The organism is Clostridium sp. CTA-7, assembly GCF_054768095.1.
Genome location: NZ_BAAAAV010000006.1, coordinates 176,233 through 190,646 on the forward strand (window position 1 = coordinate 176,233; position 14,414 = coordinate 190,646).

Below are 14,414 nucleotides of genomic sequence, written 5' to 3' on the forward strand. Positions count from 1 at the left end.
AAGGCTCTAATTAAAACCTTCTGTTTTTTTAATCTATAGAATCTAATTATTTTTCTTTAATTATCATTTTTCTTATCAATAAATATGCAGCTATAATTAATGCTATGAATAAAATAATGAACGTCAATATTGCTGTATATACATTTCTAGGAGTAATTCCAAATATATAAAATAAGAATTCAAGTACTTTTTGTGCTGCATAAGGAAAAATAGATACAAGCGCACCAAAAAGTATAAATAACATTATTGGAGAAATAGATATTACTGTTTTCATAAGCTTATTACATTTATAATAAACCATTGTTATTACAAATCCTAATGCAAATAACATTAAATACAATGCTGCTTGAAATAAGAAAGTATTAAAAAGTGTTACTATATCATTTCCTTGAATCCAGTTAGAAGTTGCCGTTGTAATATCAACATTATTGGAGAAATCAGTAAAAATCATATCATAGTTCGTAGGGCATTTAGAGAATAAACTATATACTCTATTTATTATTATATCTATAACAGACATTAAGGCTGCTATAGGTAACATTGATAAAACTGTTCCTAAAAAACAGCTTTTTCTTGATATATTATTACTCTTCATAAAATAGAAGTTTTCCTTAAACATATTTAATCCTACAATAAATATAAATATCGCTGAAGATAATTCTATTCCTGAGGTTCCAAAATTACCATAATATATTTTACTAAGTATAACTAAAAACATACATACAGCAATAAATATTAAATAATATACAAATAATGACTTTTTTAAACTATTAATATTATATTTAGCAATCTTATAAGCTTTCATTATTTAATACCCTCCTCTCCAGTTAAATGTATAAACAGCTTTTGAAGTTCAACTTTTGAAACTTCTATCCCTAACCTTTCTATATCCCTTTTATCTTCTTTACTTAATATTTCAACTATAGTTGCTTCCTTAAATCCAGAGATAGTATTAATATTTATACATTTTTTATTTTTAATATATTTATCTATACTTTCTGAAGCTCCTGAAACTATATAAGCTTCACTTAAAAGATTTTCAACTTCTTTATCACTTAAAAGCTTTCCTTCTTTTATTATTATTACTTTTTCTAGAATCTCTGCAACTTCTTCAATTATATGAGTTGAAAGAATAATAGTTTTAGGCTCATCTATATAATTAGCAACTAACTCTTTATAAAATAAATCTCTATGATTTGCATCTAAACCTAAAACTGGCTCATCAAATATCAGTATTTCTGCTCCTGATGAAAGCGTAATAATTATTTTGCATATTGATGAATATCCAGTTGAAAGCTCTTTAAACTTCTTATTAGTATCTAACCCAAACTTCTTACAAAGATTTAAAGCATACTCCATATTAAAGCTTTCATAGAATTCAGATGTCCATTTAAATAGTTCTTTTACTTTTAATCCTTGAGGATATAAATCCTGTTCTGTCATAAAGTATATCTTTCCTATAGGTTCATCTGATTCAATAACACTTTCATTATCTATAGTTATAATTCCTTCACTTGGAAATATTCTATTTGTTATAAGATTTAATAGTGTTGTCTTTCCTGCCCCATTTCTGCCTAATAAACCATAAATCTTATTTTCTTCAATTGTTAAAGAAACATTGTTTAACACCTTACTATTGCCGTACGTCTTTGTTAAGTTAGATATCTTTATTAAGCCCATATACTATTCCCCCTTTTCTATCATATCTATAATATCTTCTGTTGATATATTTAACTTTTTAGCTTCTTCTATTAATGCAACTATATAATTTTTATAGAAACTATCTTTTCTCTTTTGTATTAGTATTTCTTTGCTACCACTTAAAACAAACATCCCAACACCTCTTCTTTTATATATAATTCCTTCATCTACTAATAAATTAAATCCTTTAGCCACTGTAGCTGGATTTATTTTGAATTTTACTGATATCTCTGTAGTAGATGGTATTACTTCATCCTCCCTAAATATTCCCTTTAAAATACTATCCTCTATAGATTGAGCTATTTGAATATATATAGGAATTTCACTTGTAAAATCTAACTTCATATTAAGCCTCCTTGTAGAGTTTTATACTATATTATATTCGACTTTAGTCATTTGGTTCATTACTGTTGTAATTAACTATATGACTATTGAAATATTTTGTCAATATGTTTGATAAGTTTTTTGTAAATTTATACATATAAATATTTATCCTATATTTTGTTTAATAAATGATATAAAAATAGAGACCTGAGTTATCTCAAATCTCTATACATTATTATATTAAAAATTTTAATTATTATATTCCACCATATATTATTCCAAGTACTATAACTAAAACAGTTATAGTCGTAAAACCATACTTAGAAAACATTATAAATTTATCTCCAACCTTCTTACTTGCTCCCATATTAATTTCACTTAAAATATCTTCTTTATCTCTCATAAAGTAAAATACGATAAGTACTATCAATGCACCAATTGGAGATATAATTATTGTCATTAAATCTGAAAATCCATTAAATAAGTCCATATTTAAATTTAACGGTATTGAAAGTATAAATAGTATTCCAACAATCAAAGTAGTTGCTTTCTTCCTATTTAACCTTGTTTGAGACATCAATGCTTCTACCGGACCCTCTAGCATATTTATAGATGAACTTACAGCTGCAAATATCACACTTAAAAAGAATAATATAGATAGTATTTGACCTGCTGGCATTGATTTAAATATTGTTGGTAATGTTATAAATAATAAAGGCGGACCTGACATTGGATCAAGTCCGAATGCAAATACTGCTGGCATTATAACAAATGAAGCTAATAGTGCTGATATTATATCTAATATTGCTGTACTTATTGCTGCCGTTGGTATATCCATATCCTTTCCTATATAACTACCATATACAACCATTCCACACCCATTTAATGATACTGTAAAAAATGCTTGTCCTAAAGCCATTACCCACGTATCTACTTTAAATAAGTATTCCCACTTAGGTGTTAATAAGTATTTAACGCCTTCCATTGCTCCTGGTAATGTTAATGATCTAACTGCTAATAATATAAAAATTATAAATAATAAAGGCATTATTATTTTATTTATTTTTTCTATACCCTTTGTTACACCTATAATAACTATAATAAGAGCTATAAATATAGCAATCGCATTCCAAAGTATAGTTTCTGTACTCCCTGAAAAATTATTAAAATAACTGTTTATTTCTATTGTATTTATTTCTCCTGTTACACTTAAGGTAAAATATTTAATAATCCAGCCTACCACTACATTATAAAACATAAAAACTCCTGCTAATCCTACTGCTGGTATTACTCCTAATAATATTCCACCCTTCTTACCTTTTTTTTCAAAGGCCCTCTTTATCCCTGTTAATGATCCTCCTTGTGATGCTCTTCCAAATGCAAACTCTGTAATAAGCCCTGTAGAACCAAGTAATAAAACAAATATAAAGTATGGTATTAAAAATACTGCTCCTCCATTTTGCCCCAGTCTATAAGGAAACATCCAAATATTTCCTAGACCTACAGCTGCTCCTATACAGGATATTATAAATCCTGCTCTGCTTGTAAAATGTTCTCTTTTCTTCATAACCTACATTCCTCCTTGTTTTATAAAAAAAACCACATAGACTACGCTATGTGGTAAATAAGCAACTTTAAAAATTAAAGCCACATAGCATTTATCTATGTGGCTAAATTAACTCTGTGAATTTGAGCACAACTAACAATAATAACCATCATAGATACAAACCCCGAATCTTCTTAACGGTCTGTATCTATAATTGTTTTTATAAATACAAGACCTATCTATAATAGTTATAATAATATTCTATATTAACTTTTATTTTTTTTAAGTTAATATTACTGCCCATTTCTATTCTCCTAAAACTTCCATTTTAATACATAATATCACCCCCCTATATAAGTGTCAATCTTTAATTTTTTCAAAATTTTAATAATTTACTTCTTTTCCATTAAGTTTTCTAAATATTATTTTACCTTTAAATGAAAATATGTTAAGTTTATGATATAATAACGAAATGAATAAGATTAGAAATGAGGTCGGTTTTTAGTGATAACTGTATCAAACGTAAGTTTAAGATTTGGTGCTCGTAAGCTTTTTGAAGATGTAAATATAAAATTTACTCCTGGTAACTGCTATGGTGTTATCGGTGCTAACGGTGCTGGTAAAAGTACATTCTTAAAAATATTATCTGGAGAGATTGAGCCAAACACAGGAGATGTTTCTATTGCTCCAAATACAAGAATGTCTGTTTTAAAACAAGATCATTATGAATATGATGAATTTGAAGTTTTACAAACAGTTATAATGGGAAACAAAAGATTATATGAAATAATGGAAGAAAAGGATTCCTTATATGCAAAGCCAGACTTTTCTGATGAAGATGGTATAAGAGCTTCAGAATTAGAAGGTGAATTTGCTGATATGAATGGTTGGGAAGCTGAATCAGATGCTTCTTCATTACTTCAAGGATTAGGAATCGGAACTGATATGCACTACAAGAAGATGTCAGAACTTGTTGGGGGCGAAAAGGTTAAGGTTCTTTTAGCTCAAGCCTTATTTGGTAACCCTGGAATACTAATTCTAGATGAGCCTACTAACCACTTAGATATACAATCAATTAACTGGTTAGAAGATTTCCTTTTAAGATTTGAAGGAACTGTAATAGTTGTATCCCATGATAGACACTTCTTGAATACAGTATGTACTGTAATGGCTGATGTTGACTTTAGCAAAATCAAGTTATATGTTGGTAACTATGATTTCTGGTATGAATCAAGCCAATTAGCACTACAAATGTCTAAGGATCAAAACAAGAAAAAAGAAGAAAAAATTAAGGAATTACAAGATTTCATTGCTAGATTTAGTGCTAACGCTTCAAAATCTAAGCAAGCAACATCTCGTAAAAAACTTTTAGATAAAATTACTTTAGATGATATTCAACCTTCAAGCAGAAGATATCCTTTCATTGGTTTTAAGCCTGAAAGAGAAGTTGGTAACGAAATTTTAACTGTTGAAGGATTAACTAAAACAATTGATGGAGTTAAAGTTTTAGATAATGTTAGCTTTAGAGTTAATAAAGATGATAAGATAGCTTTCATTGGAGATAATGATATTGCTATAACAACTTTGTTTAAAATAATAAATGGCGAAATGGAAGCAGATAGTGGAGAATTCAAATGGGGAATAACTATAACAAAATCTTACTTCCCTAAAGATAATAATGAATTCTTTGATAACTGTGATCTAAGCCTTGTAGATTGGCTAAGACAATATTCAGGTAACACTGTTGAAGAACAATCAGAATCTTACTTAAGAGGATTCTTAGGCAGAATGTTATTCTCTGGAGAAGAAGCTTTAAAGAATGCTAGCGTTTTATCAGGAGGAGAAAAGGTTAGATGTATGTTATCTAGAATGATGCTTACAAATGCTAATGTATTAGTACTAGATCAACCTACAAACCATTTAGACCTTGAATCTATAACAGCTGTTAATAATGGACTTAATGATTATAAGAGCGTTATACTATTCGCTTCTCATGACCACCAATTTATACAAACTATTGCTAATAGAATAGTAGATATTAAAAAAGATGGTTCAATAGTAGATAGAACTATGACATATGATGAATACTTAGAGTTCGCTGGAAAAACTAAGTAATATCTTTATAAAAAGCTGTACTAAAGGGTATTTTACTCCTTAGTACAGCTTCTATTTTTAATAATCCTTTCTCTAACCTTAGCTCAATAAATGAGTCAACTATAATGAAATGCCATCTCATATTTTTAAATGAAATAGTCTTTTTTTTACATTACTTAGATAAGTATTTTCTTGTTTTTAGTATAAAATCTAATACTTATAATTAATGTTATTAATTCAGCTAGAGGGATAGTTATCCAGACCCCTTTCATTCCCCACATTCTAGGTAATATAAGTATTAAAGGTATTATAGCAATACATCCTCTCATAATAGATATAATAAATGACTCTCGCGGTTTATTGATTGATGAAAATAATGATGTTGTTACAATGTTTACTCCCATTATGAAGAAAGCAATGAAATAAATTTTAATTCCTTGATCTGCTATACTTAATAACATTTGATTTTGTTCTTTATTAAATACAGCAATTATTTGATTAGAGAATATAATCCCCATTAAATAACAAATAGTTCCAAGTATTATTGCTGTTATTAATGCATAATGATATAGTTTTTTAACATTACCACCTTTACCTTGTCCATAATTTTTACTTATTATAGGCTGTATGCCCTGTGCTATACCAGTAAAAATAGCAACTACTATTAGTGCTAAATTTGCAATTATTCCATAGGCTGCTACTCCAATATTTTCAGCAATATTTAAAATTGTAAAGTTAAAAACAAGCATTATTATTCCAGAAGAAAATTCTGTAATAAAAGATGGAACTCCTAATGAAATTATGTTTTTTATATACCTTCTATTAATTTTACATTTTATAAACTTGAAATTATTTTTTTTCTTAATTAAGTGTATTGATAAAACTATTAAGCTAAATATTGGAGCAAGTCCCGTTGCAAAGGCTGCACCAAACATACCAAGCTTCAATGGAAATATAAAAACATAATCTAGAATTATATTACTAAAACTTCCTAAAAGCATTGCTATCATAGGTAAATTAGGATCATTATCATTTCTTATAAAGCAAATCATTATATTATTTATTATAAAAGCACAGGAAAACATTAAAATAGTTTTTAAATACATTCCGGCTAAAGGATTTACATTTTCATCAGCACCAAGTAATGCTGCAATATCATAAGAGAAAAATATCCCTATAATGGTTAATATAACACCAATTAAAAATCCCATAATAATAGCATGGGTAAATACTTCATTTGCACCTTTATTATTGTTTCTTCCTCTTAATATAGAGTATTTTGTTCCAGCCCCCATACCTATCATTAGTCCTACCCCACTAACTAAGCTATAAACAGGTAAAACTAAATTTAAAGCTGTAAGTCCAACACTCCCAACTCCATTAGCAACAAAAAATGTATCAGCTAATATATAACATGATAGTCCTATCATACTAATAACATTGAATGATACATATTTAATAAAACTTTTAAAGATATTATTACTTAATTCTACTCTCATAATTGATTCCTCCTATAAATAAAAAAGCATTAGGTGGTTCATACCCAAAGGCCTAATGGTATGAATCCCTAATGCTTGTTATACGAATATTATGTCCGGCGACATAATCACTCAAAAACTATTTAATTGAAATAATTTTATTACAATATACTAATATTGTCAATGTAGAAGTTCCTGTACCATAGGGGTATTTTACTATTTAAGCATTTTTTCTATACACTAAATTACTAATAAATTAAAATAGAGGATGCCTATACGACCTCCTCTATTTATAATTAAAATTTATTTTTTATATTTTATATGAAGTAACTCGTGAGCTTTCCCTGTACCAGGCTCTCCCATAAATGTTTCATACATTTTATTTAAAGAACCATTTTCATGTGATTTTCTCTTCTTTAAGTTTTTATCTTGATTATATAATACAGATGCTCTTATACTTCTAATATCCATATCTAATCTATCTGAAGCATTTACATGAGGTTGTCCACCACCATTTACACATCCACCTGGACATGCCATTACTTCTATAAAATGATACTTCTTATCATTAATTTTACCGCTCTTCATAAATTCAAATACATTTGAAGATCCATTTATAACAGCAACATTACATTCTTGTCCACCTATTTCAACTGTAGCTTCCTTTATTCCTGCTAATCCTCTTACTTGTTCATATTCTATATTTCCTAAATCCTTACCTTCAACAAAATCCTTAGCACTTCTTAAAGCTGCTTCCATAACACCACCTGTTGCTCCAAATATAGCACCTGCTCCGGTGTATTCTCCCATCGCTGGATCTACTTCGCTATCTTCTAATTTGGCAAAATCTATCTTAGCATCTTTAATCATTTTTGCTAATTCTCTTGTTGTTATTACAGCATCTATATTTCTTAAATCTTCATTCTCCATTTCAGGTCTATCTGCCTCATACTTCTTAGCTGTACATGGCATTATAGTTACTGTAAATACTCTCTTTGGATCTATATCAGCAACTTGTGGATAATAAGTTTTACTTGCTGCACCAAATATTTGTTGTGGTGATTTAGCACTTGATAGATTGTCTATAAACTCTGGATAATAATTTTCAACTTGTCTAACCCATGCAGGACAACAAGATGTAAACATTGGGAATGGACCACCTTTTTTAATTCTTTGAACTAATTCTGTAGCTTCCTCCATTATTGTCATGTCAGCTCCAAAGTTTATATCAAATATTTTATCAAAGCCAAGTTGTCTAAGAGCAGTATATATTTTTCCTGTAACATCTACCCCATATCCCATTTTGAATAATTCACCCATAGATGTTCTAACTGATGGTGCCATTGCAACTATAACATGCTTTTCTTCATCTGCTAAAGCTTCTTTTACTCTATCCATATGAGATTTTTCTGATAAAGCATCTACAGGACATGCAACAACACATTGTCCACATAATAAACAGTTAGTATCATCAAAACATTTTAAGTTTTCTGGTCCAACTATTTTTTCTCCGTCTACTTCTATGAATTTTATTGATTCTGTTCCAGTCTTAGTTTTACATGCTGCAACACATCTGCCACATGTAACACATTTTGTTCTATCTAAAACTATTGATTTACTTCTATCATCCACATATTCTGATTTATCTGCAACAATAAAAGGCTTAGAAGCTCTTGCTTTAGTTTTTATTACTAACTTTAAGAATTCACAGTTTTCTCTTCTTTTACAAGGTCCACACTTAAATTCATGCTTATCTAATAATGAAGAAACAGTTTTTTTAACTTCTTCTTGAACTCTTTCTGTATTTGTATTAATAACCATTTCATCTTCTGGAATAACGCAACATGCTTTAACTAGCTCTTCTTGTCCCTCTACTTCAACTAAACATACTCCACACTGTCCAACATTACTACAATCCTCTAAAAAACATAAAGCTGGAATATCTATCCCGTTATCTTTAGCTATTTTTATTATACTTTTATCCTCATTAACTACGATTTTATTTCCATTTATAGTTATGTTTTTCATTTAACTTCCCCCTGTATTGCTTTATATAAACATCTTTTGTAATTGATATTTTATTAACAAACTCTATTTTACACTATTTCTCCAATAATTACTATCTTTTAATTATTATTATTTTAATATATTCTCCATATATGATTGTACGACAAATTTATATAACGGACAATGCTAAATTGTAGTCAAATATGCATACTTTTTACTATTATATTAATTAATGTGAGTCTTCCTTCATCTCCCAATGAATAACAAAGGCTAATATTGCTCTTAAAACTATTATTGCAGCTAATATGTACATTTCATCTAAAGACCTCACAATTACTGTTTTTAATATCTCTGCTCCTAACTTAAATTCCAGTGCAAGAGTTAGTGACTGTGCAAACTCTACTTTTATTGGAAAATTATTTTTAGTTACAATATTTAATACAAATTTATAGAAAGCTTTAATTGCTCCTACAATTATTATTAATATTCCCATAGACTCTAACAGATGTATAGCTATGGGAGTTATAGTCTCCACAAAATGATTTAACAAAACTATCCCTCCAAAAATTTATTCCCAACCTTAATTATCTTGTATAATAAAATATATGTAAAGGAACTTTATATATTTTTTAGAATTTTTATTGCGTTTTTATGTTAATATAATAATATAAAATTTTTTTATTCGAGGTAACTTATGATACAAATATATAATAGAAAAACTAATAATTATGAGACAGAAAAAGTAGCAGGAGAAAACTATATAAAATGGTCTTATGAATCACCTGTAGGGAAAAGCTTCACAGAGCTTTTATTAAAGAAAAAGTTGTTTTCTAAGCTTTATGGGTCTTATTGCAATACTTCACTTAGCAAAAAGAAAATAGATAAATTTATAAAAGATTTCGATATAGACATGAACATAAGCTCAATGAACGTTTCTGAGTTTAATAACTTTAATGAATTCTTTATTAGGACATTAAGTAAAGATTCAAGACCTGTTCCAACTGACGATAGTTTGCTAACTTCACCTGGAGATGGTAGGTTATTTGCTTTTGAAAATATCTCTACTGACAAACTAATACAAGTTAAAGGTATTCACTACAGTTTATCTGAATTAATAGGTGATGCTTCTATAGCTAAAGATTATGAAGGTGGCGTTTGCTTAGTGTTAAGGCTTTGCCCTACAGATTATCATAGATTTCACTTTGTTGATAATGGAGTTCCATTGGAAAGTAGTTTCATAGCTGGTAATTACTATTCTGTTAATCCTGTTGCCTTAGAGAGAATCCCTAAGTTATATTGTCAAAATAAAAGAGAATGGAGTATCTTTAAATCTGATAATTTTGGAGATATAATTCATATTGAAGTTGGGGCTACCTGTGTCGGTACAATAGTTCAAACTTATACTCCTAATAAAAGAGTTATAAAGGGAGAGGAAAAAGGCTACTTTAAGTTTGGTGGCTCAACAACTATACTTTTATTTAAAAAGAATAGTATTAAAATTGATGATGATATACTATGTCAAACAGAACTTGGATTTGAATGTAAGGTTTTAATGGGTGAAGTAATAGGTAAAAAATTTAATTCTTAGAGGTATTTTATGGGGGATTTAATATATAGATTATTATTATTTTTAAATAGCAGTAAAGAAAATGATATTAACTATAATATAGCAATAACTATGCTTAGAAATATCAGAGTAATTCCAGATATGTCTATAAATAAATTAGCTGATTTATGTTATACATCTCCAGCTGCTATAACAAGATTTTGTCATAAGCTAGGTTATTCTAACTTAATTGAGTTTAAAGAAAGTATAAAAATAAATATAGGTTATTATAATGTTGGTCTTATGAAGCCAAAAGCTATACATTATAATCTTTCTAGAGAAGATATTCTAAATAATATGTCTTTAGAAATAATGAATGAAATTACAACTTTTAAATCCTTTGTTGATTTAAAAGTTGTAGATAGGGTTGTAGAGCTTATATTTAATAGTACTAATGTATGTATATTTGGAACTCAATTTTCTCAGCTTATGGCTCAAGAGTTACAGCGTAAGCTAGTTAATTTATCTAAATTAATTTACCATGCTAACGATGTTCAAGAACAAGAAAGGTTAGCCGATGAATTAGATGAAAATTCTTTAGCTATTCTAATTTCTCCAACTGGAAGATTTACTCTATATCATGAAAGGCTTTGGAAAAAAATTGAGAATAGTTCATCTACAGTAGTTGTAATTACAGAAAAAGAAAAGCCTGAATATATAAAGAGAAGTGATTATATAATTTACCTTCCACCAAGAAATGACTCCAATGAATATGTTCAGAATCATAGATATGACTTAAGTTATCTTATTGAATATATTTATGTTAGATACGGAAGTTTATATAGTTCTAATTCTTAAATTTTCTAGAATATAAATTATAAAAATAAAGTAATATGTTTATATAAAACAAATATATTACTTTATTTTTATAATACTATTTGAAGCAATAGGAGACATTAGATAAATTTGCGTAATTTTTTAAACACGTACTAACACATAATCTCCATCATTAGTATTAATCTCGACTAATGTTAAACCCTTATACTTCTTTAGTTCTTTCATCCCTAGCATAATAGATTCCATATCTATATAGTCTATATATTTAATAAAATTTTGTAAATCTTTATCTGAATTGTTATGCTTGTGATATTTTGTACTAATATAACTCGTAAGCTTTATACCACTAGTTAATATAAACATAGGTATATATAATGTAAAATTAGTTTCCTTTGATTTTACTACTATTTTCATTTTTCTACCTATTCAACAACAACTCTAACAACGTCGCCCTTACTTGAATCTACAGTTACTATCTCTCCAAGCATTTCATTATCTAAAGCTGCAATTATTGATTCACTTAACACTTCAAAGTCAATGCCTTCCATCTCTGCACTTTTAATTGGTAATTTTCCTGTTGCCTTAAGTATTGATGTTATAACAACTATCGGCAAATTAACCTTTACATTATCTCCTTGTGCTGAATCTACAAAGACCTTGAGCATTCTCTTGTCATAGTTCTTATCTACTACTTGTATTTCCTTTTCTTCCTTCTTATACATTGCCTCAATTAATTCTGCGCTTTTTTCCACATTAAGCTTTCCCTCTGATAGCATTGTTAATACTTTTACTAAATCCTCTCTCATTCCTTTTCCCTCCAAATACTTATTATTCTTTCATTCTCTCTATGGCTTCTTGCGGAGAAATCTCTCCTTTTTCTAATGCATTGATAACATCACTTGTTGATGTTTTTAAAGGTTTTGAACTATTTTTATAACCTAAGGAATTAATTACCTCATCTAGCTTTGCTCTAACTGTTGGATATGAAATTCCAAGTTCTCTCTCTACATCTTTAATATTTCCTCTACACATAATAAAAACTTCTATAAATTTTAATTGCTCTTTAGATAAATAATCAAACTTAGAAAACTCAAATTCATTTTCAATAACAGTCTTACATGAAGAACAGTTTAATCTAGTAGCCTTCATTTTTTTATTACATACTGGACAAGAAGTTATTACTTTATACATTCCATTATCCCTCCTGTTAATTATATATTATGCCTCCCCCTTATATTTGTCAACGAAAATATTGAATTTAATTATTTCACAATTAATATTTTTAATTTTATACTTTAAATTAATTGATTTTATTTATTTCTTAATTAATTTTATTTGAATTTCTCTTAATTATGCTATACTTTACATAAATAATAATTATACCACTTTATAAAATAAAAATTAATTACACATAAAAGGAGATTAACTATAAAAGTTAATCTCCTAAATTAGTAATCACTATATTAAAATTCTGCTCTTTCAACCTTTTCAATCTTTTCTATAACATCTTTAAATTGCGGTAGATAATCTTTATGAGCAACTAACATTTCATTTAATAATTTTCTTCCTCTTATATCATCTGATATTAATGGATTTGTTACCATTGCTAATAATGCTGTATTATAATCTCCTGTATAAGCCGCTTCAGCTGCTAATCTTTCAAATGACTTTATTTGTGCAACTAAGCCTTGAGCAAATACTGGCAATTCTGTAACTGTTTCAACTGGTACAGGACCATTTTTTCCTACATAACAACTTACTTCTATAGCTGAATCATCTTCAAATTGCTTTAAAGTTCCATTATTTTTAGTATTTACTGCAATAATTGTATTTTTATCATTGTATATTCCATTTATAACATTACATGCTACATCTGAATAGTGAGCTCCACCACGCTTAGCCAACTCTTCTGGCTTTTCTTGTAAATTAACATCCTTATACATTTCAAATAATTTCTTTTCAACTTCCATTACTACTTCTGCTCTAGTTTTTCCTGTTTTGAATTCTTCTAACTCGCTATTAAGCATATCTCTAGTTTTGTAATAATATCTATGATATGGACATAGTATAACTCCTAAAGCTTTTATAGTTGCTACATCCCAATTAAATCCTTTGATATTTGCCATAGTTTGTGACTTAGCATTACCTGATGTTAACTCTTTTATTATATCTGCTGTAACATCTTTTCCTTCTAAATAAACTCTTTCTGCATAAACCATATGGTTTAATCCTGCAAAATCAACAGTTACCTTATCCTTATCTACTCCTAATATATCAGCAAATGAATATTGTAAGCCTACAGGAACATTACAAACGCCAATTACCTTTTTATGAACTCCATATCTTAATAATGCTTCAGTAACTATACCTGCTGGATTTGTAAAGTTTATAAGCCATGCATTTGGACATAACTCACTTATATCCTTAGCTATATCTAATATAACTGGAACTGTTCTTAAAGCTTTAAATAATCCACCAGCTCCATTAGTTTCTTGTCCTAAAAATCCATGACTTAGTGGAATTCTTTCATCTTTTACTCTTGCAGGCAATAATCCTACTCTTAATTGAGTAGTTACAAAGTCTGCATCTTTTAATGCTTCTCTTCTATCTAACGTTAAGTGTATATTCATTGGAACGCCAGCTTTTTCAACCATTCTCTTAGCTAGTGCTCCTACTATTTCTAGTTTTTCTTTACCTTCTTCAATATCAACTAACCAGTAATCGCTTACAGGCATCTCATCATATCTTTTAATTAATCCTTCTACTAATTCAGGTGTATAGCTTGATCCTCCACCTATAGTAACTATTTTTATTCCTTTTTTAGCCATATGCCAACCCCCCATAATGTTTAAATTATTTTCTATATCTTAATTATACATAT

General features: G+C 28.3%; 14 protein-coding genes. 3 read left to right on the forward strand and 11 right to left on the reverse strand.

Annotated features, from left to right (window positions below; all coding sequences use genetic code 11):
- Positions 1-46: 46 nt before the first annotated feature.
- From ACYUEX_RS13030 to ACYUEX_RS13045, 4 genes are all read right to left on the reverse strand, one after another.
- Positions 47-805, reverse strand: a complete 759-nt coding sequence (locus ACYUEX_RS13030; RefSeq protein ID WP_460288578.1) for a hypothetical protein — start codon at positions 803-805, stop codon at positions 47-49.
- Positions 805-1,680 carry an ABC transporter ATP-binding protein gene (locus ACYUEX_RS13035; RefSeq protein ID WP_460288579.1) on the reverse strand — a complete coding sequence of 292 codons (876 nt, stop codon included), beginning with the start codon at positions 1,678-1,680 and terminating at the stop codon, positions 805-807. Before ACYUEX_RS13035 ends, ACYUEX_RS13030 begins: the two co-directional genes overlap by 1 nt.
- A 3-nt stretch (positions 1,681-1,683) precedes the next feature.
- Positions 1,684-2,046, reverse strand: coding sequence for a GntR family transcriptional regulator (locus ACYUEX_RS13040; protein WP_460288580.1), 363 nt, complete (start codon positions 2,044-2,046; stop codon positions 1,684-1,686).
- Between the two features lie 235 nt (positions 2,047-2,281).
- Positions 2,282-3,592 (reverse strand): sodium-dependent transporter, encoded by a 1,311-nt coding sequence (locus ACYUEX_RS13045; RefSeq protein ID WP_460288581.1) that lies wholly within the window; start codon positions 3,590-3,592, stop codon positions 2,282-2,284.
- Positions 3,593-4,075: 483 nt separating this feature from the next.
- Here ACYUEX_RS13045 and ACYUEX_RS13050 point away from each other — a divergent pair, with 483 nt between their 5' ends.
- A complete protein-coding gene (locus ACYUEX_RS13050; protein WP_411169351.1) occupies positions 4,076-5,686 on the forward strand; it encodes an ABC-F family ATP-binding cassette domain-containing protein in 1,611 nt (536 codons plus the stop codon).
- A 155-nt stretch (positions 5,687-5,841) separates the two neighbouring features.
- Here ACYUEX_RS13050 and ACYUEX_RS13055 read toward each other — a convergent pair whose 3' ends face one another.
- From ACYUEX_RS13055 to ACYUEX_RS13065, 3 genes are all read right to left on the reverse strand, one after another.
- Positions 5,842-7,164: an MATE family efflux transporter gene (locus tag ACYUEX_RS13055; RefSeq protein ID WP_460288582.1), complete on the reverse strand. Its 1,323-nt coding sequence runs from the start codon at positions 7,162-7,164 to the stop codon at positions 5,842-5,844.
- 282 nt (positions 7,165-7,446) lie between these two features.
- Positions 7,447-9,171 carry a ferredoxin hydrogenase gene (locus tag ACYUEX_RS13060; protein WP_460288583.1) on the reverse strand — a complete coding sequence of 575 codons (1,725 nt, stop codon included), beginning with the start codon at positions 9,169-9,171 and terminating at the stop codon, positions 7,447-7,449.
- Positions 9,172-9,379: 208 nt separating this feature from the next.
- On the reverse strand, positions 9,380-9,700 hold the full coding sequence (locus ACYUEX_RS13065) for a DUF1622 domain-containing protein (protein WP_411169348.1): 321 nt from the start codon (positions 9,698-9,700) through the stop codon (positions 9,380-9,382).
- Positions 9,701-9,844: 144 nt separating this feature from the next.
- Between ACYUEX_RS13065 and ACYUEX_RS13070 the strand changes: the two genes are divergently transcribed.
- Together ACYUEX_RS13070 and ACYUEX_RS13075 are read left to right on the forward strand one after the other, a co-directional pair.
- Positions 9,845-10,738, forward strand: a complete 894-nt coding sequence (locus ACYUEX_RS13070) for a phosphatidylserine decarboxylase (protein ID WP_460288584.1) — start codon at positions 9,845-9,847, stop codon at positions 10,736-10,738.
- Positions 10,739-10,747: 9 nt separating this feature from the next.
- Complete coding sequence (locus ACYUEX_RS13075; protein ID WP_460288585.1) at positions 10,748-11,554, forward strand: MurR/RpiR family transcriptional regulator; 807 nt, start codon at positions 10,748-10,750, stop codon at positions 11,552-11,554.
- A 120-nt stretch (positions 11,555-11,674) separates the two neighbouring features.
- Here the strand turns inward: ACYUEX_RS13075 and ACYUEX_RS13080 are convergent, their stop codons facing one another.
- The 4 genes from ACYUEX_RS13080 to ACYUEX_RS13095 all read right to left on the reverse strand — a co-directional run bounded on the left by ACYUEX_RS13080 (position 11,675) and on the right by ACYUEX_RS13095 (position 14,361).
- On the reverse strand, positions 11,675-11,947 hold the full coding sequence (locus ACYUEX_RS13080; RefSeq protein WP_460288586.1) for a hypothetical protein: 273 nt from the start codon (positions 11,945-11,947) through the stop codon (positions 11,675-11,677).
- Positions 11,948-11,955: 8 nt separating this feature from the next.
- Positions 11,956-12,339, reverse strand: coding sequence for a hypothetical protein (locus ACYUEX_RS13085; RefSeq protein ID WP_322379156.1), 384 nt, complete (start codon positions 12,337-12,339; stop codon positions 11,956-11,958).
- A 22-nt stretch (positions 12,340-12,361) separates the two neighbouring features.
- Positions 12,362-12,724, reverse strand: coding sequence for a DUF2089 family protein (locus tag ACYUEX_RS13090; protein ID WP_460288587.1), 363 nt, complete (start codon positions 12,722-12,724; stop codon positions 12,362-12,364).
- A gap of 272 nt (positions 12,725-12,996) precedes the next feature.
- Complete coding sequence (locus ACYUEX_RS13095) at positions 12,997-14,361, reverse strand: 6-phospho-beta-glucosidase (RefSeq protein WP_411169344.1); 1,365 nt, start codon at positions 14,359-14,361, stop codon at positions 12,997-12,999.
- Positions 14,362-14,414: the final 53 nt, after the last annotated feature.